The organism is Mucilaginibacter pallidiroseus (assembly GCF_007846085.1).
GTDB classification, from domain to species: Bacteria; Bacteroidota; Bacteroidia; order Sphingobacteriales; family Sphingobacteriaceae; genus Mucilaginibacter; species Mucilaginibacter pallidiroseus.
The window spans coordinates 43,381-65,388 of the sequence record NZ_VOEJ01000011.1 but is presented as its reverse complement, the minus strand read 5'-3'; the positions used below and the strand labels follow the sequence as shown (position 1 = coordinate 65,388).

General features: G+C 45.1%; 23 protein-coding genes. 5 read left to right on the top strand and 18 right to left on the bottom strand.

All coding sequences use genetic code 11. The features are described 5' to 3' along the window. The first annotated feature begins 716 nt into the window (after positions 1–716). The 3 genes from FPZ43_RS18490 (at position 717) to FPZ43_RS18480 (ending at position 2,406) form a co-directional block, all read left to right on the top strand. Positions 717–1,160 carry a DUF983 domain-containing protein gene (locus FPZ43_RS18490; RefSeq protein WP_146383412.1) on the top strand — a complete coding sequence of 148 codons (444 nt, stop codon included), beginning with the start codon at positions 717–719 and terminating at the stop codon, positions 1,158–1,160. A 124-nt stretch (positions 1,161–1,284) separates the two neighbouring features. Continuing rightward, positions 1,285–1,737, top strand: a complete 453-nt coding sequence (locus FPZ43_RS18485; RefSeq protein WP_146383411.1) for a carboxymuconolactone decarboxylase family protein — start codon at positions 1,285–1,287, stop codon at positions 1,735–1,737. A 36-nt stretch (positions 1,738–1,773) separates the two neighbouring features. Further along, positions 1,774–2,406 (top strand): hypothetical protein, encoded by a 633-nt coding sequence (locus tag FPZ43_RS18480; RefSeq protein ID WP_146383410.1) that lies wholly within the window; start codon positions 1,774–1,776, stop codon positions 2,404–2,406. Positions 2,407–2,484: 78 nt separating this feature from the next. Here FPZ43_RS18480 and FPZ43_RS18475 read toward each other — a convergent pair whose 3' ends face one another. After that, on the bottom strand, positions 2,485–4,779 hold the full coding sequence (locus FPZ43_RS18475) for a histidine kinase dimerization/phosphoacceptor domain -containing protein (protein WP_146383409.1): 2,295 nt from the start codon (positions 4,777–4,779) through the stop codon (positions 2,485–2,487). A 371-nt stretch (positions 4,780–5,150) separates the two neighbouring features. Between FPZ43_RS18475 and hmpA the strand changes: the two genes are divergently transcribed. Continuing rightward, positions 5,151–6,359, top strand: coding sequence for an NO-inducible flavohemoprotein (gene hmpA / locus FPZ43_RS18470; protein WP_261381144.1), 1,209 nt, complete (start codon positions 5,151–5,153; stop codon positions 6,357–6,359). Positions 6,360–6,668: 309 nt separating this feature from the next. On the opposite strand, the gene FPZ43_RS18465 is transcribed toward hmpA, so the two are convergent. The 7 genes from FPZ43_RS18465 to FPZ43_RS18435 all read right to left on the bottom strand — a co-directional run bounded on the left by FPZ43_RS18465 (position 6,669) and on the right by FPZ43_RS18435 (position 12,003). Then, positions 6,669–7,418: an SDR family oxidoreductase gene (locus tag FPZ43_RS18465; protein ID WP_146383408.1), complete on the bottom strand. Its 750-nt coding sequence runs from the start codon at positions 7,416–7,418 to the stop codon at positions 6,669–6,671. A 45-nt stretch (positions 7,419–7,463) separates the two neighbouring features. Continuing rightward, positions 7,464–7,892, bottom strand: a complete 429-nt coding sequence (locus tag FPZ43_RS18460; RefSeq protein WP_146383407.1) for a cupin domain-containing protein — start codon at positions 7,890–7,892, stop codon at positions 7,464–7,466. A gap of 229 nt (positions 7,893–8,121) precedes the next feature. Further along, on the bottom strand, positions 8,122–9,600 hold the full coding sequence (locus FPZ43_RS18455) for an aminotransferase-like domain-containing protein (protein WP_146383406.1): 1,479 nt from the start codon (positions 9,598–9,600) through the stop codon (positions 8,122–8,124). Between the two features lie 39 nt (positions 9,601–9,639). Then, positions 9,640–10,275 (bottom strand): sterol desaturase family protein, encoded by a 636-nt coding sequence (locus tag FPZ43_RS18450; protein WP_261381143.1) that lies wholly within the window; start codon positions 10,273–10,275, stop codon positions 9,640–9,642. A 180-nt stretch (positions 10,276–10,455) separates the two neighbouring features. After that, complete coding sequence (locus FPZ43_RS18445) at positions 10,456–10,896, bottom strand: DoxX family protein (protein WP_146383405.1); 441 nt, start codon at positions 10,894–10,896, stop codon at positions 10,456–10,458. Between the two features lie 124 nt (positions 10,897–11,020). Beyond that, the gene (locus FPZ43_RS18440) at positions 11,021–11,458 is read right to left on the bottom strand and encodes an RrF2 family transcriptional regulator (RefSeq protein ID WP_146383404.1); all 438 of its coding nucleotides are present in this window, start codon (positions 11,456–11,458) and stop codon (positions 11,021–11,023) included. A gap of 113 nt (positions 11,459–11,571) precedes the next feature. After that, on the bottom strand, positions 11,572–12,003 hold the full coding sequence (locus FPZ43_RS18435; RefSeq protein ID WP_146383403.1) for a GNAT family N-acetyltransferase: 432 nt from the start codon (positions 12,001–12,003) through the stop codon (positions 11,572–11,574). Positions 12,004–12,055: 52 nt separating this feature from the next. On the opposite strand from FPZ43_RS18435, the gene FPZ43_RS18430 reads away from it, so the two are divergent. After that, positions 12,056–12,343, top strand: coding sequence for a hypothetical protein (locus tag FPZ43_RS18430; RefSeq protein WP_146383402.1), 288 nt, complete (start codon positions 12,056–12,058; stop codon positions 12,341–12,343). 321 nt (positions 12,344–12,664) lie between these two features. Here FPZ43_RS18430 and FPZ43_RS18425 read toward each other — a convergent pair whose 3' ends face one another. From FPZ43_RS18425 to FPZ43_RS18380, 10 genes are all read right to left on the bottom strand, one after another. Beyond that, positions 12,665–14,257, bottom strand: a complete 1,593-nt coding sequence (locus tag FPZ43_RS18425) for an MFS transporter (protein ID WP_146383401.1) — start codon at positions 14,255–14,257, stop codon at positions 12,665–12,667. Further along, positions 14,254–15,297 carry an HlyD family secretion protein gene (locus FPZ43_RS18420; protein ID WP_146383400.1) on the bottom strand — a complete coding sequence of 348 codons (1,044 nt, stop codon included), beginning with the start codon at positions 15,295–15,297 and terminating at the stop codon, positions 14,254–14,256. The genes FPZ43_RS18425 and FPZ43_RS18420 overlap by 4 nt, the downstream gene beginning before the upstream one ends. A 25-nt stretch (positions 15,298–15,322) precedes the next feature. Next, positions 15,323–16,687, bottom strand: a complete 1,365-nt coding sequence (locus FPZ43_RS18415; RefSeq protein WP_146383399.1) for a TolC family protein — start codon at positions 16,685–16,687, stop codon at positions 15,323–15,325. 85 nt (positions 16,688–16,772) lie between these two features. After that, positions 16,773–17,444 (bottom strand): pirin family protein, encoded by a 672-nt coding sequence (locus FPZ43_RS18410; RefSeq protein WP_146383398.1) that lies wholly within the window; start codon positions 17,442–17,444, stop codon positions 16,773–16,775. A 118-nt stretch (positions 17,445–17,562) separates the two neighbouring features. Then, positions 17,563–18,447, bottom strand: a complete 885-nt coding sequence (locus FPZ43_RS18405) for a helix-turn-helix domain-containing protein (RefSeq protein WP_186461898.1) — start codon at positions 18,445–18,447, stop codon at positions 17,563–17,565. An 86-nt stretch (positions 18,448–18,533) separates the two neighbouring features. Then, a complete protein-coding gene (locus tag FPZ43_RS18400; protein ID WP_186461897.1) occupies positions 18,534–18,866 on the bottom strand; it encodes a 2Fe-2S iron-sulfur cluster-binding protein in 333 nt (110 codons plus the stop codon). Beyond that, positions 18,856–19,860 (bottom strand): NAD(P)/FAD-dependent oxidoreductase, encoded by a 1,005-nt coding sequence (locus tag FPZ43_RS18395; protein WP_146383395.1) that lies wholly within the window; start codon positions 19,858–19,860, stop codon positions 18,856–18,858. The genes FPZ43_RS18400 and FPZ43_RS18395 overlap by 11 nt, the downstream gene beginning before the upstream one ends. After that, positions 19,857–20,264 (bottom strand): group III truncated hemoglobin, encoded by a 408-nt coding sequence (locus FPZ43_RS18390; RefSeq protein WP_146383394.1) that lies wholly within the window; start codon positions 20,262–20,264, stop codon positions 19,857–19,859. Before FPZ43_RS18390 ends, FPZ43_RS18395 begins: the two co-directional genes overlap by 4 nt. Positions 20,265–20,282: 18 nt before the next feature. Continuing rightward, a complete protein-coding gene (locus FPZ43_RS18385) occupies positions 20,283–20,690 on the bottom strand; it encodes a cytochrome C (protein ID WP_146383393.1) in 408 nt (135 codons plus the stop codon). A 310-nt stretch (positions 20,691–21,000) separates the two neighbouring features. Continuing rightward, positions 21,001–22,002, bottom strand: coding sequence for a cytochrome c (locus FPZ43_RS18380; RefSeq protein ID WP_146383392.1), 1,002 nt, complete (start codon positions 22,000–22,002; stop codon positions 21,001–21,003). Positions 22,003–22,008: the final 6 nt, after the last annotated feature.

The following is a 22,008-nucleotide window of genomic DNA, read 5'->3' as shown; positions in this document are numbered from 1 at the left end:
GGCTCTTGACTAAAAGCATAAAAAATCATTGATTTATGTCAACACTGCCTGATTACTCTGCACCGGGAGTATCCTGGAAAACGGATGACTTTAGCTCTCCCGGACCGTGCTACGTTTCTCTCAGTAACAATTAACGGTCGCATTTAAAAGTCAGCCCGTGGCAAACCATTGATAAATATCAATGATCTTTTTAGATATAAATCAACAGCCCTTCTCAACTGGCAGCTGAACTTTGCTGAAGCGACCGCAGGATCTGCCTGGACGACAAGATATACGGAGCCTGAAGAGCTATCCTGATATCGATAAATCAGATGGAGCCGCGGGGGGATGCTTTAACAGCTATCCGGCCTGCATAACGCAATTCCGGAGCCTGGAATCATGATCTTGTCCTGAAGGGCAGGCGCTTAAACTTGAATTATGATGAATCTATTTATTTTTTTATTAACGCATGCCGCACAGGCAACATGCCTGCTGATCCTTTTAAGGGTCATCACCACGGAGCATCAGGCAAAGATGGATCGCAGGACTTTCGTGGACGATATTATAAAGTGACCGCTTGGGTGGAGATACAAATTCGATAAGGATGCTCAGGTAACGGCACATTTACCCGTTATCTGAAGCCAATTAACATTTTTTGACATTTATCAAGATTTGATCTACCATTCATCCGGACCTTCGTCCAGAAGCAAAATCACGAAAGTCAATCATCAGAAAATATGGAAAATAGCAGACAAAGCGACCAATACATCAGTTCTGAAATCAAGGCAGCTTTACATGCCAGGTGCCCGAAATGCCGGCGCGGCAAAATGTTCGCGGAAAGCACATTCGCCGGTTACGGTCAGAAAATGAATAAAGATTGCCCTTATTGCGGCTTTCATTTCGAGATCGAGCCCGGCTATTTCTATGTTGCCATGTTTGTCAGTTACGCGATGGATGTGGCGATCATGGTAACCGTTGCAGTTGCCACCTATGTCCTCAGCGGCAGCTTGAATCCTTGGGTCTATATCGTTGCCACTTTGTTACCCATATTTTTATTATCACCGATGATTTACAAATACTCGAGGGTGATCCTGCTGTTCTGGCTGACGCCAAACCTGCATTTCGATCCGGAGCGGTCTAAAGATGATTACGCGGGCTTCAAAAGACAACCCGAACGATGATCCAGAATGAGTTACCTGAAACGCTTTACGCTGTTGAGGTTTCTGGTAATCGGCAGCTCAAAAAATCATTGGATAAAAATGTAATAATACTACTACAAATAACCGTCACTTTAAATTACTAAAAATGGAAAAACGACTAAATGTTTACACACAGGGCCAGCCGGCATTGAAAACCTTGTTCGGCATCCACGCTTATCTAAAAAACTCTTCTTTGGAGAAATCCTTACTGGAATTGGTTTACACACGCGTTTCACAAATCAATGGTTGTGCTTACTGCCTTGATATGCATACGAAAGATGCACGCCACGGCGGCGAAACAGAACAACGCCTGTACGGTCTTAACGCTTGGAAGGACAGCCCTTTTTATAATGAAAAGGAAAGGACCGCACTGGGCTGGGCAGAAGCGGTCACCTATGCTCACGTGAGTGACGCTCATTACAGGGAAGCACTGAGCCAACTCTCTGAAGCAGAACTTATCGACCTTACGCTGGCCGTCACCACGATCAATACGTGGAATCGTATCAACATAGCCTTTGCATTCCCGGCAGGATCTTACGTTGTCGGCCAATTCGGCTGATCCCTGATAAAGAAACAATTGGTTTATAGTGTTTAGATGGGCCAGGCCGCCGTATGTCTTATCCAGCCTGCAGCGCTTTCGGCGCAGCAGGTGGCGGTCTGGTTATTTCTCACACAGGTAAAAACATCGTTATTTTTCATGAAAGCTATACTTAAATTTTCCGCGATTGCGCTTTTTTTTGCAGCCTCATGTCATTCAAAAGATACAGCATCTGTTACTGACGGCAATGTGCAGCGTCCAGTTGCGTTCTGCGGCCCTCTGAATGACAGCTGTCTGGCTAAGGGACGTTTAGCAGGATATTTGTCTTTTCCCGGGAACGTTGCACAGCAGCCGTCGATCCTGCTCCGTCTTACCGTTTCAAATACAGGCAGCGATGCCCGCCGCTTCTGTAAATTGCAGACACCTTTTGGATCGCTGCCAGAAAGATTTCTTGAGATCAGAAATGAACGCGGTGAAGAAGTACCTTACCTGGGTGCTAAGCCCGGCAAAACCATTCCATACTCTGATGAGAATTATAGCTACCTTGCGCCGCAAACGGGAATATCAGCTGACATAGACCTTTCTAAAGTGTATAAGTTCAGTGCACCGGGTACCTATACCATTAAATATATCGGGGAACGCGCCAGCAATATATGCGTTCAGGAACCGGTCAGCTTTATATATAAATAAATCTGCTGATTATCTGCAGGTCAGTTTACAAACTGTCCAGACAATTGTATTACCGGACGATACCTGTTAAACGCAAAACTAATCTTCGAGTTTAAAGATGACTTTTATCGCCACACCCTGTTCACTGTCGATAACAAATGTACCCTTAAGCTGTTTTGTCAGCGCCTTCATCATCCCTATACCCAGCGATCTGTCGCTGTCATGTTCAAAGGCTAACGGCAAACCTTTTCCATCGTCTTTAACAGTTAGTTCCAGTTCGTCATTCTCCGTCTTTTTAGCCGTAACAGCGATCAATCCGCCTTTATCGCAAAATGCATACTTGATCGAATTAGTGATCGCTTCATTAAGAATGAGACCAATCGGCACAGCCTGACTTATATTCAGACTGATATCTTCAATATCAAGAACGAACCTCACTGTGCGGATATCTTTAATGTATATATTGGATAAATAACTGGTTAATTCGCTGATATACCCCGTTAAAGCAACTGATGCAACTGAATTTTTGCTGTAAAGTTTATGATGTATAATTGCGATCGCCTGGATACGGTTCTGAATATCGAACAGTGCCTTTTTTGCATCATCATTTTTAAGATAAGCCGACTGGTTGTAAAGCAGACTCATCACGATCTGGAGATTATTTTTCACACGGTGGTGTACCTCCTTCAGCAGCCATTCCTTTTCCGTCAAAAGGTTTTCAAGCGATGCGACCAGATCATTCTTATCCGTTAACAGTATTTCCTTCTGTGTCAGCAATTCCGATAAAATACCATTCTGATCATTAATTTCTTTTTGCTTGGCCTGCAATGCAAAATTGCCCCGGCGTTTACTCTGATAAGCAAAAAATAACACGGCAGCAAATAATGCAGCGATAACCGTGATTACGATGATGAACCTCTTCTGGAGATTTGCTTTTTCCAGTTTAGTGCTTTGAACTGATGCCTCACTGTTCAAAATCTGTATGGTATTGTCTTTTGTGACAGAGTTGTATTTTGCCTCAAGTTCTGTTATCTTGTTACGGTTTTCAATCGACATTGCCGAATCCCGAAGTGCTGTAATGATCTCATATTCTTTTAACGCGCTAAGATAGTTACCACTCGCAGAATCAACCTTCAGATTAACATTATGCAGTGATATACGTGCATTATTGTCAAGCTCTTTCTCGGGAAAAGATCGCATTATCTGCTGTGACCGCTTAAGTTCCGCCCATTTTTTAGTGTTGATATAGTATAATGGTAAGGGATAATAATTGTTTATAAACTCTTCAGTGGCGTAAGCGCCGCCGTCTTTAGCTGCTGCAGTCCTGTAGCGCTCAAACAGATTACTAAATTTCTGAACAATATTACCGGCCGCCTGCCAACGCTTCATAGAAATATACAGACTTAGCTCTCTGGAAACTAAAAAACATTCCATTTTCAATGTTTTAGGGTATTTCGACACCTCCTTAAGCAATTTCAGCGCAGTTGCATGCTGTCCGAGTTTAATGTAACAGCCAATGGATCCTAATAAACCCCAGTAATAACGGTCATGATTTTTAATTTCCCGGGATGATGCCATCCCTTTTTTATACATAGCTATAGCGAACTCAAAATTTCGATATTTGTGGTAAGCTACGGCCAGATTGTAATAGTAGAATAGCCCATCAGAAGCATTTCCGGCAGGGTCATTTTCAAAGGCATTAACACAATCGATGAGCGCATTCAGATGTTTTTGTTCTCTCCTGTCCCTGTAATAGGTTTCAGAAAGCATATAATATCCATAGTATATCTTAACATATTTTAGCGCTTTATATTCTTCGATCACCCAAAGCTGTTCCTGTTCAGCTCTGGAATATTTACCTGCAGCAAGGTCAGCATCAGCTATCTTACCCATGGCGTCGGCAATGTTTTGCCTGTTCCCTGTAAGTTTGTAAAGGTTATAGGCGTTCTGGTAGCAACTGCGACGCAGCGGAAAACCGCTTTTTACCTCAAGTTCAAAATCGTCACCGATCTTTTGCCATGAAGCGGCTTCCTCCCCGATGCCCTTGCGCCGCTCATAGGATGTGATCTTAGCAAAGAGAGACTGCGCAGCAGTAAAGTCCGCGCTTTTAATCAAGACCCGGGCTTTCTCTGACAGTACACGATAATAAAGATTTTCCAGTGACGGTTCGGAGGCTATTTTTTCAGCGATTGCTATCTGTATCAATGCGCTGTCAATGAACTTCCTGTCTTCCGAAAAGTGGGGAATGTAAGCTTCAGCACGGGCGATCAGCCTATTTACTGTCACGCTGTCCGGTATTCGGTTGTCTCTGCTTACCTTTTCAGCAAAAAACCTCGCCAAAACAGTCACGGAAATAAAAACGTATAGAAGAAAACCGAAAATTCCGCGTGTCATTAAATAATAAAACGAGATTTTGCCGCCTTATACTGCGACTTTTATCAAGTTCTAAATATAGCTCAGATCATGAATATTCCGAAATAAGAAGTCAATAAGTTTTTCCCTAAGTGTAAAATCTATATAAGATCCGACCAAAGCTGTCACTTCCCTCGCTACGCAAAATCACACTGAAAACACCTCAGTTCGGGCGGCATTTTTTAACACTAAAAGGCGTTTCCACTGGAACTAGTCTGCTGTGATCTTCACGGTAAATATAATAATGTCACGAAATTGCCACAGTTAAAACAAATAGAATAATAAAATACCTTTTTATCTTTTATTATATATTTTTGCTTTATCAAATTGATTTACAAACAACTTTTTAAATTATGATAACAGATGCGCAAAAAGACCTTGTGAGGGGCACCGTACCAATTCTAAAAGAACATGGCGTTACACTGACTAAATACTTTTACAGCAGGATGTTTACCCACCATCCGGAATTAAGAAACGTTTTCAATATGGGTAACCAGCAAAATGCAAAACAGCAGACGGCACTTGCTATGGCCGTGCTTGCCTACGCTGAACACATAGAAAATCCCTCGGTATTGCTTCCCGTACTGGATGCCATCGGTCAGAAGCATACCAGTCTGAGTATCCGACCTGAACACTACCGCATTGTCGGAAAACACCTGATCGCCTCTATTCAGGAGGTCTTGGGTGATCTTGCATCGGAAGAACTCATAGCAGCCTGGACCGTGGCATACGGACAGCTTGCCGAACTCATGGCCAATCACGAAGGACAGATCTACCAGAAACTTGCAGATACCGAGGGTGGCTGGACCGGCTGGCGTCCGTTTGCAGTCAAACGAAAAACAGCAGAGTCCGATGAGATCACTTCATTTTATTTGTATCCTGTTGACGGCGGTAAAATCGCTGATTTCAGACCCGGGCAATTTATCAGTGTCAGGATATTTATACCGCAGCTGAATCTGTTCCAGCCTCGGCAGTACAGTATTTCCTGTGCACCGAACGGGGATTACTACAGGATTTCTGTCAAGAGGGAATTTGGGGCCGAGCTAAACCTAAATGGTATGGTCAGTAACAGACTGCATGATTTCATAAATACCGGCGACATTATCGACGTTTCTGCTCCTGCCGGAAACTTTGTTCTTGCTGCTTCAGAAAATCCGGTTGTGTTCATCAGTGGCGGCGTAGGTCAGACCCCGCTGGTCAGCATGATGGAAGAACTGATCGCATCCGGTAGCGATCGTCCGAAGGCTTGGATACATGGCTGCCGGAACAGGCGGGTTCATGCCTTTCATGACGCTTTAGCAAAATGGAAAACAGAGGCAAATTTCGAAGGACATATTTTCTATGATGCAGTGGACACGGATGCAGACCCTGAATTTGTTCGCAACGGCTGGGTCGATCTTCAGCGCGTTGATACAGCGAATTTTGCGCCGAACAGCGAGTATTATATCTGCGGACCAGCATCGTTCATAACGAAAAATTATAACGATCTTATCGCAGCAGGGGTCGACAGGTCATTCATATTCTTTGAAGAATTCGGACCCCAGACGATACAGTTGAATTAACCGGTGGTCTCAGATCATTATGTACCAAAGCTTCGCAGTATCTCTGCGAAGCTTTCATATTTTCCAAAAAAACGCTTCATATATAAAACATAGATATTTGATTAATAAATATACTTATTTTTAATAATCACTTTAACTAAATGAGGCCCTGAACTTTCGTTGAGGCGAGCTTACGAGACAGACCAAACATTAACACGATCACCGGAATGAATATTCATAAGGACTGATGTGTGAATCAGTAACATTGCATGTAGCATCAAAAAGGGCAGGAAATCATCCCGCCCCCTTCTTTTCATGAGAAAATCAATTTCACAATGTCTGATTACCTATCCACTGTGCGAATGTCGTGTTCCCTAGTTTTGCAACGCCGGCCGGGACAAGGGCTGACTGAGGAACGGCAATACCGATATATTCGCGGTTGTCGTTTGGTACGACCATACGCTGATCCTTCCTGGCTGAAAGATAATTTTCCGTAAATGTGCTCATATCCTCGCGTTCCGGACCGGCTATATCGACCACATCGTTTAACGGCGGTTCTAACGATAAAGCGGTTACGAAACCGGCAACATCTTCAGCTGCTATCGGCTGGAAATCCAGTGTCGAAACATGGACACGGTTTTCCTGTGTTGCGATATCGGCGATCACTGGTACGAATTCATGGAACTGTGTGCTTCTGATGATCGTGTACGGGATACCTGACTCTTTGACAAGGTCTTCCTGTATTTTTTTAGCCTTCATATAACCTATATTTTGCATGACATCGGTTCCTACGATCGATAAAATGACATAGTGTTTAACGTCTGCCGCTTTCGCTGCAGCAACCAGGTTGTTACCGGTTCTGGTAAAAAAGTCGACAGCAGGACCTTCTTCAAATGAAGGAGAATTGATCAGGTCAATCAGCACGTCCGTTTCTTTTAAAGCCTCTTCCAGACCGTCGCCTGTCAGTGCATTAATTCCTATTGATGAAGAACCGGCGACAACGCTGTGGCCGAGAGATTGCAGTTTTTGAGCGACTTTCGATCCGATCAGGCCGGTTGCTCCGATAATTAAGATTTTCATAAATTTATAATTGAGCTTTTAGATGTATAATATTCTGATAATTAATTATTTACCATGCTTTTCAGGAACAAGGAACGGTGTGCCTGCATCACCTATAAATATGGCCAGCAATCTGGCGGGTTTATCGGCGCTGACATTACGGGTGCCGTTATGCAGGCCATCCGGCTCTTCATAAAATGTATCACCGGCTTTGTAACGGTAAACTTTTCCTTCAAAGGTCGATTCGAGTTCACCTTCCAGTACATAACCGAAAGTCGGGATCGGATGACGGTGTCCTGAGGAAGTTTCGCCCGGAGCGAAGGTCACAACAACCATCTTAAATTCCTGATTCTTCAATGATGGGGTATTCAGCAATTTTGAGAAGATCACCTTGGGCGGTGTTGCTGTTACATCTTCATGAGCGTTATGCTGAGCGCAGGCGATACCTGTAAATAATAATGCTGTAATAAAAGTCAGCAACGTTATCTTTTTCATTTGGTAATATTTAGGCAAGGCTTCATTGCCATTGTCGTTACAAATTTACCCTGCCCCGTGGACCACCTAATGGGCCAGCGATGATACATAACGGGGACCACCACGACCGCCTCTTGGCGTTACACACCCGGAACGCTACCTGGGCAACAGCCGGCGACAAAGTATGAAGTTTTAATTTGCGTAATAAATTTAATATCCTGTATTTCAGGGATATAAAAAAACAGCTTTATTAAGATAAAAGTTGCTGAAGGATTTTGGTGACCCTAATGATTTCTTCCTCGACAAGTGAAGCAAAACCCAGCCTGATGGAATTATTATGCGGTGATGCCGGGTTAAAGCAGGCATTCCCGATCAGATGCAAACCCTGCTCCGCAGCTTTTCGGATCAGCTGCTTCAGGTCATACTTCTCGTGAAACTTCACCCACAAGGCCAGTCCTCCCTGAGGTATGGTGAATGAAACCTTATTACCAAGCATTTCGTCAAAGAGTTGTGCCATCAGTGCACAGCGTGCAGCGTATAACCTGTTGACGTTCTGTATATGATGGTCCAGCGCCCCGGACATGATCATTTGAGCAAGTACATATTCGTTAAAAACGTCTCCCTTAAGATCGAAAAGGCGCTTCAGGTGAAGCGCCCGCTGGATGACCTTGGGTGCTGAGATCATAAATCCTAAGCGCACACTCGGGCCTAGTAGTTTACTATAGGAACCGACGTATATGATCTTACCGCTGTGACAGCTGGTAGATAACGGCAATATCGGGCGGTTACTATGATGATAGTCATAATCGTAGTCATCCTCGATTACCCAGAAATCATATCTGGACATCAGCTGAAGAAGCTTCAGCCTCCTCTCCGAATTCATGGTAACAGTTGTGGGGTGATGGTGATGCGGAGCAAGGTAGAGCATTTTTACAGGCTTATCCTCAAGGATCTTTTCCAATTCCTCTATGATCAACCCGTCTTCGTCTACTCCTACCCGGTTAATGACTGCACCGGCATTCAAAAAGGTCTCATCGGTGAAAACGTAGTTTGGCTCCGTGACCACCACTTCGTCCCCCCTGGCGACCAAAAGTGTTATTGCCAGATAAATTGCCATCTGCCCTCCTCTGGTGATCAGCACATTCTCTTCGGCCACATTCAATCCCCTTGAACCGTTAAGGAAAGATGCTGTCGCATTCTTTAAAGAAGGATGCCCTCCCTGGTCGAGGAAATACGTTGCTCTGTTAAGCGCTTTATTATCAAGGTGCTTGCGATACTCCCGCTGCATATCATTATGCGGCGTAAGCCGGTAATCAGGCAGTCCGTCAGTGACTAAAAGTTCATAGTCCGGTATCCGGCGCTTACTAAGTTTAGGTATCTCATCCTTTTCAATATAGGCCGGCTGCTGACGGTCGGTCTGCTCAAACTTGTTTACCGGTTGGAAGGAACGAGGCTTGATCAGCGGAAGATTAATTTTTACCCGGAATCCCTGGCGCGGAACCGATTCGATCCATTCCTGGTTCAGTAGTTCTTCATAAGCTTTGTTTACCGTTTTACGGTTGACGCCGATCAGCCCGGCAAGTATGCGGGTGGCCGGCAGTAATGCGCCCGGTACAACGACGCCATCCCTGATCAGTTTGATGATCTGATCGCTGATCTGTGCAGCAATGCCGACCTGCGAATTACGGTCAGTGACGATAAGGTTGTTGAAAGGAAGCATTATTTTCATTATAGGAGTCCGCTTGGGGACACCGGCGTTCAAATTAAATTATTTTTCCGTTCTATTTGTAAACACTGATCCTACGACATGATCCCAGAGCGGAGAACTTACACCGTAACCTTTTTCCGGTTCCTGGTAATGATGACGCATATGATGGTGTTTGATCTTTTTGAATATGCCGCTTTTAAAGTTAAAGTGGTGCATAGCGTAATGACCAATGTCATAGATAAGATAGCCAATCAAAAATGTGCCGAAGAAAAACCAGAAATACCTGTCGGGAATGCAGGCTTTGAAAAGATAAAAAAAACCGATAGCAAGAGGTATGCTCAGCGAAGGAGGCATTACGAGCCTCAGCCTGTCGCTCGGGTAATCGTGGTGTACACCATGTATGATAAAGTGCAGCCTTCTGCCGATCGTGCCCGGGAGCTCAAAATGAAAAACGTATCTGTGCATCACATATTCAACAATTGTCCAAATCAGCATCCCTGCAAGAAAATCGACCGGATATTCCCATAAAGCCATATCTATAAGGGCTGATCTGTAAAAGCAATAAATAATAACCGGTATAAAAAGATACAGCGGGACAGTAAAATGAACTTTAGACAGAGCTTCAAAAAAATCACTCTTGAACATTCGGACTGAATCCTGGGAATTTGATACAAATTTTCTTTTACCTGCAGCCATATTGGGTTTTGTTATAAAATTGACAAAAAAGTATATTGATGCTATTCTGATATTAAAAGCGGAGCATCCAGCAGTAAATCGCTACCTTAACAAATCGGCCAGATCCACTGACATAAAAATTAACCGGTTTCACAATGAACACGGAGCGGATACCGCTTTATTATCTTTTGAAGCGAAGAATTATTTCTCATTAAGTACGCTGTCTATACTCCATTTAGGATCTTCGGTGGAGGTCAGTAACAATGCAGCGCCCGCAAATACAAATACCGGGTATTTAAAGGGGGCAAGAAGACCTTCGGAAATGATCATGCTAAACGCGAAAAGCAGGGTCAGTACAGCGCTGCCAAAGGCATTAGCTTTTAACTTAAAGCCAAGTAACAGGCAAACACCGAATATGATCTCGGCGATCGTTGCGATCAAAGCCCCAAAATTGCTTATGCTTTCAGGTAAAAAAGACATAATAACATGCGCATAGGCTGTGAAATGTTTCCAGTCTCCCCAGTTAACACCTGAACCCGGCGCCCCCATAAGACCTAACCTGTCTGCAACAGGTAACAGAAAGCCGATGCCGAGAGCGAATCTGGCTATCAATTGGGGTAACGCATTTGCTTGTGATTTCATATTGATTTTTTTTATCAAAATTACGTCGGAAAAAGCAGTTCGTGTGGTCCAGCGGGTCCAGAGACAGGGGTCCAGAAAGATCGCCCTGCCGGCACTCTGCCGGTTCACGCAACAAAATATATAGTTACTTTTTCAAGGATGTCATACCATTCAGCAAATCTTCATTAAATGATTTTATCGAAGTTCCGTTAAGGAGTTTAGTAAGATCATTTCTTATGGCTTTGAATTCATGATGAAGCGGACATGGGTTCTTCACAGAACATTGTTTCAGGCCAAGCGCGCAGCCTTTAAAGATCTGCACGCCGTCAATAGCCTCCACCACATCACTGAGTGGCCGGGAGAGATTTTCCTCGGTCATGTAGAAACCACCGTTCGGCCCCTTTGCCGAATTGATTATCCCCCTCCTGCTCAGGTCCTGCAGTATCTTAGCCAGAAAATGAGCGGGTGAATCAATACCCTCCGAGATATCTTTTATTCCCACCCTTGATCCGTCAGGAGTCCGGTGAGCGATAAAAAAAACCGCACGCATCGCATACTCGCAAGTCCTGGAAAAAACGCCCATATCTTTAATACAAATCTAAAGCTTTATTAAAGATATAAAACTCTTTAATTGTCATCTTTGAGAGCAGTTCCCGGAGAAATGTACCTTGCCGGTGACCGGCAAGGCCGCAAACATTATGCAAGTGGTTTTGCAAAATGGTTGCAGGCTAGTATATAACCCTGATTCAGATAAAGCCTGTGAGCGGGATGCAGGGCGTATCCGCTGTCAAGGTGTATACTCTGTACCTCCTGCTCTCTTGCTTCAGATTCTATAAAACCAAGAAGCGCCGCCGCGCAGCCTTTCTTCCGGCTTTCCGGTGCGGTATACATGTCGTCAATATAAATGATCTTTCCGGTCCTTAGCATCTCGTATTTTCTGTACCCGGCAAATGCCATCGCATTATTGGTGTTTTCATCAACTGCATAGACAATTTCGAATCCTCCGTCTCTGATCATTCTTGTTACCTGATCTGATACACCTCCCGCGTCGAGGTGGGGCCTGAACGCCAGAATAAGATCTTTGCATTTATCAATATCCTCAGCCGACTGTACTTTTTTACATAACATAAGTCTTCAATTAAAATTTCAGACAAAGTTATCTCCGGGACAGTCGTGTAACATGGACCAGTTTATTTTGCATTGGGGGACCAAAGTCGCCAATTCTGCTCATCGCCGGGTGAAAAAATCAGTGTATGAGGGCATTCGTAAAGATCCCGTCAGCGATCAGTACACCCTTCTGTCCGTTGAATGTATCTATTGTGTGGATATATTTAAAGCAGCGGTCAACATGATCGTACCCCTGATCGACGACACGGATCTGGACCGCACTGGCAGCAATATCTTCATTATTCTGAATACAGAGCAGACGATTTGTCAGCATCATAAAATCCTGATCGTAACCTTTTGAATGCAGTTCGATCACCCGGCGTGTTATCGAGCTGTTCAGCTTCCTGTTGTTTTTAGACGAAATGTTCATAACGGTTTGATTTACAGTTTATCATAATATTAGAATCTAAAGACCATACCTTTAAAACATCGTGCCATAAACTTAAGATATTAATAATCAGCTCATTAAATAATGCTATGTATAACAACGGCGTTCCTTCGTCATTATGCCAAAGTTAAACGGCGAAATATCGTATCGGCGAAATTGAATAATTAAGTAACAAGCGGCGGAGATTTAATAATCCATTACCGCTACGGCCTGAATTCACCGACAATAGTTAAGTTAATTTTTACCGGAACTGACGTTAGCCTTTTTCATAACAAAAACAAGGATCCAGACTATACCGGCAACCATCATAATTAAACCTGCGATGATAGCAAGCTGCATAAATACCGCCCGTATAGTAAGTAATTGTGCCTGTGTCCCGATTAACCTGCCTAAGGCGGCATTAGCTAACGAGGTCGCCTGTTCCAGCGCATAGCCTTTGGAAAGATACAACTGTTTAAAAGCGTCAATCCGCTCTGCGGTCTGCTGATCAGTGCCAGTTATACGGCTGAGAAAAGATTCCTTGTAAATCTGATTATAATACAGTTGCAGATTGTAAAAACCAGCGCTTGCATTTAACAAAGCGGTAAATCTTGCATAAGCACCGATCACCAGTCCGGTATATCCTGCAGCAGGCGTTGCGGTCCTGATAATAAATACGACGATGGGCACGAGCATCATACCTGAGGCAGCCCCCTGGAGGATTACGGGCACGATAAGATCTCCGAAAGCAAGGTCAGGCGTCATTACAAAATAAACCCAAAGGTGGTAAACCATTAATAGCCCAAACCCAACGACAAGGAAAAAGGGAAAAATGTCCGGTCTCCGGAATAAAAGACCGGTTGAAAGCACCATAAAAATAATTATCCCTGCAAGATTGAACAGCCCGAGTTCCATCGTCTGCGACGGACTCCACTGCAGCACACTGCTGGTGTAGCCAAATATCAGGTTAATACTTTCTTTCATTCCGTAATAGACCGCTAGCAGTAAAAGTCCCAGCCATATTTTAGGATTCAGAAGCGTCCGTACCTGTATCAATGGACGCTTGATCATATATTCCCTCAAAACATAAAGCAGCACCGATACAACGGTGATCAGAGACGACAAACGTATCCGACGATCAGTAAACCAGTAGAACTTAGAACCGTAAATTACAGTGTAGGCGAAAGCGACAGCTGCTGTCGCAAAGAAGACCGCGCCGACCCAGTCGATCTGCCAGAGCGGGTATGGACGCCTGTCTGTCCGGCTTTTAAATCCTGTCATGATAATAACGAGGGAAATTATCAGGAACAATATGATGTAATAATACAAATGCTGAAAGTCGGCGGTAAGAGAAACATTTGAAGCGATCATACCGATGATCACCGTATTAGCAAGTACAGATCCGTATAAGAGCACTGAAGGAATGACCTGCCGGTGCTCGGTCCTGAGATATGGAGAAACCTGTACAAACATACAGGATGCTATCCCGCAAACAACGAGTCCCTGTAAAAAACGTATAATAAAGAAAAGAACGATGTCCTGAATGAACAGACAGGCAACGGCCAGAATTATCCCGCATGACAAGATCACGATCATATAGTTCCGCGGCTCAAAATAGCGCTGAAATCTGAACTGTACCGGAAGCATCACCAGTATACCGACGTAGGTCATCTGAAGTGCAAACGTGACATCCTCCTGCTGTGCGGCGAGGTAAGAGATGACGAAGTTCTGACTCAGTGCGAAAGCGCCGAACTGAAAAACAGCGGATAGTGTGACGAACACCAGCAAGGCCCTTACCATCCAGGGAGAATGGTGCAGCCAGTTTCTAAGATAGACCGGTGGATTCATATTCCTTTATTTTTAACGGCGACGAGAACATTCATTCCTGCTTTCACCGGCGTGATATCCTTATCTGTAAATCTGATCTTTACGGGGATCCGCTGTATCACTTTCACAAAGTTCCCGGTCGCATTATCCGGCGGGAGGAGTGAAAACTTAGCACCGGTTGAGGCTGCTATGGCCTCTATCTTACCCTTGTAAACAACGCCACTGATTGCGTCTACCCGAATCTCCACAGGCTGGCCGACGTACATACCATTGACCTGGGTCTCCTTAAAGTTCGCTGTTATCCATTTATCACGCTCATTCACAATAGAAACGAGTGGTTGTCCCGGCTGGATCTGTTGTCCATCCTGGATCGATTTTCTGCCCATACGGCCACTGTATGGTGCTCTAATAACTGTATAAGCAAGATTGATCCTTGCTAGTTCCAACAACGCATTTTTCCTTTTGAGATCTGCTGCCAGCAGCTCCCTTCGCGTCTTCATTTCCGCGATTTTAGCATAACTGGCCTGCAGGCTATTCAGAGCGGCGCTGTAATCACTTTTGGAGACATCGTAACGGGATTGTACCGCATCGAGATCCGAACCTGTTACAGCTTCATCGCGGGCCAGATTTTTGTAGCGTGTGATATCCGCCTTTTGCAAAATGAGCCTGGCCTTTGCCCCGTTAACCTGATCTCTGTTTACTTTAGAGGCAGCTTCGAGACTCGCAATACCGGCGTTCAGCACATCTACCTGTGCATTTGCGTCGTCGACCGTCGCTTCAGCTTCTAATACCCGTTGAAGGTATTCGCGGTCATCCAGTGTTACAAGCGTATCACCTTCTCTCACCGATTGGTGTTCCTCGAACCGCACAGTCCGGATGTAGCCACCGACCCTGGCTGAGACAGGATTGATAAAGGATTCAACCTGCGCATCATTTGTTTCCTGATAGCGGCTGCCTTTAAGAAAATATAAAAAAAAGAAACAAGCTGCTCCCGCTATGATAGTAATTGCGAAACCAGTCAGTATAATGGTTAAAGGGCGTTTTGCTGTTGATGTGGTCATTTCGGTGTAATTAGATCGTAAAAAATTATAGTTTACCAGCAGTGTAAAGCATCCGGTAATAGATTAGTCTGGCATTGATACGCGCTTGTACCAGGTTGTAGCGGGTTTCCTGATAAAGGCTGTCGGCATCAAGCAGATCTGTGAGCAGCGCCAGCTGATTAAGATACTTTGCATTGACTATCCGGTAATTGACCATCGCCTGATCGATCGATCTTTCTGTGACAGAAATACGGTTCAGGGCCTCCCGATATTTGATCAGCATGCCCTCTGCTTCCTGTCTGACATTGTCGGTAACGTTCTGTTGCACCAACCGAAGTTGCCGGACCCGTATCCTGGCTGCGGCAACCTTGTTTTTATTCTGGTAAACCGATGAAATATTATACTGTACCCGGACACCCACGAATCCTATAGCATAAGCCTGGTCGACCGGCGGATAAAAGATAGTGTTCGGATAATTTATACTGTACGCAGACAACAGGGATAACGATGGCAGACCATTGCTGCGAATCCCCTTAAGCCGGTCTTCAAGGATGAGTAGGTTCTCCTCCGCTTTACGCACAGAAAAAGCATTGACGTCAGTTTGGTAAAGCAGATCGTTGAGTTCATTCAGCGTAGGTCCTGCAACATTTGAAGAATCCGCCGGCTCGATTTTTACTGTATCCGGTATATTGATCAGCACATTCAGTTTCTGGTTACTGATAGTGATATCGTTATCAGTCTGCTCAAGATTTAGCTTGACTGCTGACAGATTAAGTTCAGCCCGAAGCAGATCACTCCTTGTAACCTTCTGATTCCGGAACAAGGACGAAATGTTTTTAAGACGTGTCTCTGCCCTGACCACCTGCTCAATTATAAAACGCCGCTGGTCGTTCAAACGGACCATATCCAGATATTGGGCAGCGATCTGGAAAGCGGTTGCGGCACTTTGTTCCTGCGCGTTTATTCCGGCGAGATCTTTTTTGTGCCCCTGCTCAGCTGTCAAAGCCCGTTGCTTTCCTCCTGAATAAAGATTGAAGCTTGCGGTTAATCCTGCATCTGCTCCGTACTGGCTGGGACGCTTGGGAACGCTGTGGGCGCCGCTGAGACCGCTTTCAAATAAAGTGAGTCGGGTAAACCGTTGGTAACCTGATGATGCGACCACCACAGGCAGTGCATTCATTTTTGCATCATCAAGGTCCGCGCGACTTGCCTCTTCTTCCTGCTGAGCTGCTTTTACGAGGCTATTATCTGTTTTACCAAGCGTTATGGCTTCAGTCAGGCTAAGTTTCCTGCCAACCGTCAGTGTAGACGGTTGCTGAGCGTTAGCCCTGTCGAATCTTAAAAATAAACTCCCGGCCAATATCCATAGTAGCCTGTATGAGATAGGCCATATCCAAACTGATCTTATCATGTCAGATTTTAATTTATGTTTTCATCCTGGGCGAGTTAAAGCACGCTGATGAGTGAACCGTGTGAGGCTTTAACCCGAACTTCAGTTAACTGTACCTCATCAGGAATATCTCACTCGTTATGTCAAAGTTCATTTCAAGCGGAGCGTCCGCTTTCAGAACCACAGTGTCACGATAGGCGAGTGCGCGCCCGTTGATCGTGAGCCCTCCTTCAAGCAGGAAAATAACAACGTAACGTATGTCGGAAGAAGGCTGCAAGGTATAGGAAGATCCTGACCCGAAAATCCCGCGCCACAATTGGATGGTCAGCCCTTCTGAGAATCCCAGCGGATACAACCAGCCTTCTTCACGCTGAATTGATGCCAGCTGAAAGTGAAACATACTTTCCGGCACCGGCATATTCAGCCATATTTCCAGTAAATCATCTTCCTGTTTTTCATCAGTATTATGCAGTGTGGCCTGCAGTGCTCCTTTACCGGCATTCACCATCAGGGCGTCCCCGCTGTGCATGACTACGCGGTTTCCTGCGGTATCAAAATAAGTTGCTGTTCCGCTGATCATCACCCGAACGACCTGCAAAGGACTTCCGGCAAAATTTTGGATATCCTGCCCCCCGGGGACAAGAGTTTTATTGTCAAACCGGACGACAGGTCCCCAATGTCCTCCTTCCGCCGGATAAACGACCGGGAAGATCATCTGGTGATTCTTAACATTGCCCATATCGACGAACTTCCTTTCCTGTTCCCTGATAAATTTCATGGTCGTAATTATAACATTGTCTTAAATGATACGTCTTTTAGGTTCAAAATTGGCTTAAAAACTTTCTTAAAAAAGGGCGGTATTTCGGTTCTTTTCGTCGATATTTCGGATATTTCATTTATCCGGAGAGTGACTTCCTGTATTCTGCGGGAGACATGCCCTGATGAGTTTTAAAAAATTTCCCGAAAACGGACTGATCTGAGAAACAAAGACGCTCGCTTACCTGTGCTATACTTAAGCTTTTGTTCTGGAGAAGCACCTTCGCTTCGAGCATGACCGCTTTGTCTATCCACTCCCCGGCAGTCTTCCCGCTTTCTTTTTTGACCAGTTCTGAAAGATATTTAGGTGTTACATTTAAATTGCTGGCATAAAATCCAACCGTTCGGTGCTGCCAGAACTCTTTTGTCAGCAAATTTCTGAAACGGGTGAAAAGCATATTGCCTTCGTCAGGCTGCTGCCCGGCGCTTCGTGCACGGTGCATAGCATCGATCTCGTGAATCAGCAGATATCCGTAACTCCGCATGAGCTGTGGCTCGTTAGGATGCATTCTGCCGAAAACGCCACATACGAGATTGAATATGGATGCCATTCTGAAAGCCTCATGCTCATGAAGCTGAACTACATGTCCGTCATTGTCCTCAAAAAATCTATACCTGTCGAGATAAAATATATTCGCAAGGGTTTCCAGAAGGAAATCAGCGGTGAAGAAGAAGAGTTGCATATCGGGCCGCTCTTCAGAGCGGCGGAAAGAACGTGTAACATTAGGGCCTATGGTTATTATAGCCGGCCCTGTTATTACCATGGACGTGAGATCTGCCTGAAGATGCATTATCCCCTGCCGCAGCCAGACAACAGAATAAGTTTCCGTCCTGAAAGGTTCATCGGTGTACAGCGGCTCGCAGCCGGTGTCAACGAAAAGGTACTGTTTTCTCGGCGCTGCCTGGTCAAAGGCTTTCTGCAGCTTTGAGATCGATAACGTACTTATTTGTTCTACCATGTTCATATTCATAATTAAATAACCTCCTGACCCGTATCAGCGACGTTTCCGTGCAAGATTACTATGATCTTCTTTTAGGTCATACCTGCTTTCTATTCATAATTCTGCAGCCTGAATACCATACCGTTCATTATTGATGAAAGCGGTAGCTGACAGGAAAGTCTGTCCTTCGGGTTTGTATCAGGTAACATCTCCAACATTGCGGCCTCCTCATCATCCGGTGGCGGCAATTTCTCATATCCGCAGATGACTTTAACAAGACAGGTGCCGCAGAGCGCCAGCCCTCCGCAGACACCGGGAATATCAAACCCGTTCGATTGAAGTACGTCCAGGAGCGAAAGGCTTGCATCAGGAGTTATTTCAACCGTTCTCCAGTCTCCGTCCGTGTCATAAGCTTTAAATTCAATTTTCCTTTCAGAACGCATTGATCCCATAGACAGTTGTATATTTAAAATTGATCCGCTGATCCGGATAAACAAACCGGAAAGCGCTTCGTGCCATTAGTGCAGCTTCGTGGAAGCCGCAAAGTATCAGTTTTAATTTGCCCGGATAATGATTAATATCCCCTATCGCATAAATGCGCTCTTCGCTTGTGCTGTAATCAATAGTATTCACGTTGATGGCATCTTTATCCATGTTAAGCCCCCATTCTGCTATAGGTCCTAATCTCGGCGTCAGGCCGAACAGAGGGATGAAATCATCAGCAGGGATAATTAAACTGTCACCGCCGTGAAGGGAGACACCGACACCGTTAAGTTTTCCCTTACCTGTCAGGTGGGTCGTATGTGCTCTGATGATCAGGTCAAGTTTCCCTGCATTCGCCAACTCCTGTACTCTAGACGCGGTATCGGGAGCACCCCTAAAGGTATTTCCCCGGTGAACCAGCGTAACTTTATCAGCGATCCCTGCCAGTACGAGCGTCCAGTCTAGTGCAGAATCTCCGCCACCGGCTATGACAACCTTGTGGCCCCGAAATACTTCAGGGTCTCTGACCGAATAGGCCACACCATTTCCCTCATATAAATTCAGGTCCGGAATTACCGGCTTTCTGGGTTCAAAACAGCCCAGACCGCCGGCTATTACAACTACCCTGGCGCTGATCACTGTTCCTGCAGACGTTGTCAGCAGGAACGTTTCGTCTCTTTGCCTGCTCACCTGTTCGACGCGCTCACCAAGTGTAAAGGAAGGCTTAAAAGGAGCAATCTGCGTCATCAGCTGTCCGACGAGTTCCTCTCCCGTGATCTTTGGGTAGCCTGGAATATCATATATCGGCTTTCCAGGATATATTTCGGTAAGTTGTCCACCGACCTGCGGCAAGACGTCAACAACATGACAGCGCATTTTCAGCAATCCGGTTTCGAATACTGCAAACAGCCCGACGGGACCGGCTCCGATGATACATATATCTGAGGATATCATTTTTGATTACCTCCCGCAAAAGTTAAAGAACCATTGTTTTTTTTATCCGTGATCTGCGCCATTCTGCTTTGAAACATATTTGCCATGATCTCCGCCCTTTTTTTTGCCTCTTCGGCTTTATGACCCTGAAAATGCAGGTCTATCGTTTCACTGAACAATTCAAGCCACCGGTAAAAATGCCTGGTTGTGACCGTCAGTTTGGCGTGATGTACAAAAGGATTTCCTTTATAATCAGGTACGCCAAAAAGCACCGTATTCCAGAATGCATACATTTTAAGAAGATGCGGCTGCCAGTCTTCGATAAACTCAACAAATACCGGACTGAGCAATACGTCCCCTCTCACTTTGCTGTAAAACTCATCTACCAGTAATCTGATAGAATCCATATTTTCTATATCGGCCATTTTCGATTTTATTGTTAGCTATAGATTGACGGAAAATGAAGTGATCACAAAATAAACCGTCCATGCGGCAAACAGGATAATGCCGGCAACGATCCACCAGGGTATACTTTGCGGCGTCTCACTGCCGTGTAGCAAAAACACTTTTTGATTACCCTTGCTATAAGCGTTGATCATGAGTGGTAAAACCCCTTCCACCGTTTCATCTTTCCGTATGCCCTCGACGGCAATAGCGGGCCCGTTCCGAACATTGAAGGGTATCAGTCTGATGCCCTCTTTCCCGAGGTAGTCTTTGCCGATAATCTTCAGAACATGTTCTCCGTCTGTCAGCCGCCGGGTATCAAGTTCGAAAGATACGGGGCATGGGAATTCTCCGACCGGCTGCGGGTCATCGTCAATATAAAGAACAACACTGCTTTTAATTTCCATAGGGGTCCGGTTCTATAAACGTGTACTTGATATGGGCCCTGTTTTTCTCCAGGGGTCTGAATAGGCATTTCAATGTGGCAAAAAGAACATACAGCGTAACTGCTATCATACATGCAACAATCAGATAATCCCAGTCGCTTTCGGGTCCCCGGCCGTGAGCGATGCCATTAAACGGGGAACGTTGCTTTTTGCAGGCTTCACAAGCGAAAGCAGTTCCCTGAATTAAAATGGTGTATAGTATAAAAATGTATTTTCTCATAATTCATGATACTTGTCTTTTTCAAAAACGGACGTTATTCCGGAGATTTCTTTATTTTAGAGAAGAGATGATCATCTTTACTTCTTCGACGGTCACCTGTTTGGATTGATTCCCCCAGCTGCTGCGTTCATGATTGATTATCGCGGCGATCTCTTCCGGCTTAAGATTATTGTTTGTGCCAACAGCAGGCATTGCACCATAACCTTCTCCGGCCCTTCCGTCATAGCCTTTCATGATAACAGTGACCTGTACAAGTGGATCGGGATCCAGAACGATGTTACTTCCTTTAAGCGACGGAAACGCTCCCGGTATTCCCAGTCCGTTCGGTTGATGACAGCTCGAGCAGTTGCTTGCATAGAGGGCTTCGCCATCCAAACCAGTTTCCCTTTTTGCGGAAGATGTCGCTGCAGAAGTTTTTACAGCATCTTCATTATAGAGAAAGACAGGAACTGCTCTGCCGTCAGGCAGCTTCTGCTGTTTAAGTGACTGCAGATACGCCACCAGCGCCATAGCCTGACGTGAAGCCACCACCTTTCTGTCTTCTTTTCCCGCACCGGGAATACTCAGCACCTTATCCTCCGGATAGGCATATTCTTTTAACTCAAAGAGCCATTCATACGATGGCATCACTGAAGCACTGACGACAAGGCGCGGATTGTACAGGTGCAACAAATGCCAGTCTTCACTAGACTGACGGTTACCGACATTTGTGAGGTCGGGTCCTGTTCTTTCCGAGCCCATCAGCGTTGCCGTATTTCGCCATATATCGGTTCTTGTGATACCTGCATAGTCCGCAGCTATACTTGGACGGCTGCCCCAGTTTTTGTCCATATCAAGGTTTCGTACCTGTTGCGTATGACAGGCGACACAACCTTCAGCAATAAATATATTTTTACCTTCCTTTTCTAAATTGTTCAGCGGTCTCGATCCCGGCAGGACGGCAGTCATCTGCTGGTTGCTGAGTGCAGGCATAATGGCGACGAACAGCGTGAGCACCAGGAAAAACCCAAGTGCGGCCATATAGAGTTTTTTATGATTTGAGTAGAGGTCCATGTTTTT

What these genes read in the sequence shown, in the direction of transcription:
- FPZ43_RS18410 (WP_146383398.1), bottom strand. Translation starts at nt 17,444, where the DNA reads ATGAAATTTATCAGGGAACAGGAAAGGAAGTTCGTCGATATGGGCAAT.
- FPZ43_RS18390 (WP_146383394.1), bottom strand. Translation starts at nt 20,264, where the DNA reads ATGGCCGATATAGAAAATATGGATTCTATCAGATTACTGGTAGATGAG.
- FPZ43_RS18380 (WP_146383392.1), bottom strand. Translation starts at nt 22,002, where the DNA reads ATGGACCTCTACTCAAATCATAAAAAACTCTATATGGCCGCACTTGGG.
- FPZ43_RS18440 (WP_146383404.1), bottom strand. Translation starts at nt 11,458, where the DNA reads ATGGGCGTTTTTTCCAGGACTTGCGAGTATGCGATGCGTGCGGTTTTT.
- FPZ43_RS18415 (WP_146383399.1), bottom strand. Translation starts at nt 16,687, where the DNA reads ATGATAAGATCAGTTTGGATATGGCCTATCTCATACAGGCTACTATGG.
- FPZ43_RS18465 (WP_146383408.1), bottom strand. Translation starts at nt 7,418, where the DNA reads ATGAAAATCTTAATTATCGGAGCAACCGGCCTGATCGGATCGAAAGTC.
- FPZ43_RS18450 (WP_261381143.1), bottom strand. Translation starts at nt 10,275, where the DNA reads ATGGCTGCAGGTAAAAGAAAATTTGTATCAAATTCCCAGGATTCAGTC.
- FPZ43_RS18405 (WP_186461898.1), bottom strand. Translation starts at nt 18,447, where the DNA reads ATGAACATGGTAGAACAAATAAGTACGTTATCGATCTCAAAGCTGCAG.
- FPZ43_RS18480 (WP_146383410.1), top strand. Translation starts at nt 1,774, where the DNA reads ATGGGCCAGGCCGCCGTATGTCTTATCCAGCCTGCAGCGCTTTCGGCG.
- FPZ43_RS18435 (WP_146383403.1), bottom strand. Translation starts at nt 12,003, where the DNA reads ATGTTATGTAAAAAAGTACAGTCGGCTGAGGATATTGATAAATGCAAA.
- FPZ43_RS18400 (WP_186461897.1), bottom strand. Translation starts at nt 18,866, where the DNA reads ATGCGTTCTGAAAGGAAAATTGAATTTAAAGCTTATGACACGGACGGA.
- FPZ43_RS18455 (WP_146383406.1), bottom strand. Translation starts at nt 9,600, where the DNA reads ATGAAAATAATGCTTCCTTTCAACAACCTTATCGTCACTGACCGTAAT.
- FPZ43_RS18445 (WP_146383405.1), bottom strand. Translation starts at nt 10,896, where the DNA reads ATGAAATCACAAGCAAATGCGTTACCCCAATTGATAGCCAGATTCGCT.
- FPZ43_RS18385 (WP_146383393.1), bottom strand. Translation starts at nt 20,690, where the DNA reads ATGGAAATTAAAAGCAGTGTTGTTCTTTATATTGACGATGACCCGCAG.
- FPZ43_RS18475 (WP_146383409.1), bottom strand. Translation starts at nt 4,779, where the DNA reads ATGACACGCGGAATTTTCGGTTTTCTTCTATACGTTTTTATTTCCGTG.
- FPZ43_RS18430 (WP_146383402.1), top strand. Translation starts at nt 12,056, where the DNA reads ATGGACCAGTTTATTTTGCATTGGGGGACCAAAGTCGCCAATTCTGCT.
- FPZ43_RS18420 (WP_146383400.1), bottom strand. Translation starts at nt 15,297, where the DNA reads ATGACCACATCAACAGCAAAACGCCCTTTAACCATTATACTGACTGGT.
- FPZ43_RS18490 (WP_146383412.1), top strand. Translation starts at nt 717, where the DNA reads ATGGAAAATAGCAGACAAAGCGACCAATACATCAGTTCTGAAATCAAG.
- FPZ43_RS18485 (WP_146383411.1), top strand. Translation starts at nt 1,285, where the DNA reads ATGGAAAAACGACTAAATGTTTACACACAGGGCCAGCCGGCATTGAAA.
- FPZ43_RS18395 (WP_146383395.1), bottom strand. Translation starts at nt 19,860, where the DNA reads ATGATATCCTCAGATATATGTATCATCGGAGCCGGTCCCGTCGGGCTG.
- FPZ43_RS18460 (WP_146383407.1), bottom strand. Translation starts at nt 7,892, where the DNA reads ATGAAAAAGATAACGTTGCTGACTTTTATTACAGCATTATTATTTACA.
- hmpA (WP_261381144.1), top strand. Translation starts at nt 5,151, where the DNA reads ATGATAACAGATGCGCAAAAAGACCTTGTGAGGGGCACCGTACCAATT.
- FPZ43_RS18425 (WP_146383401.1), bottom strand. Translation starts at nt 14,257, where the DNA reads ATGAATCCACCGGTCTATCTTAGAAACTGGCTGCACCATTCTCCCTGG.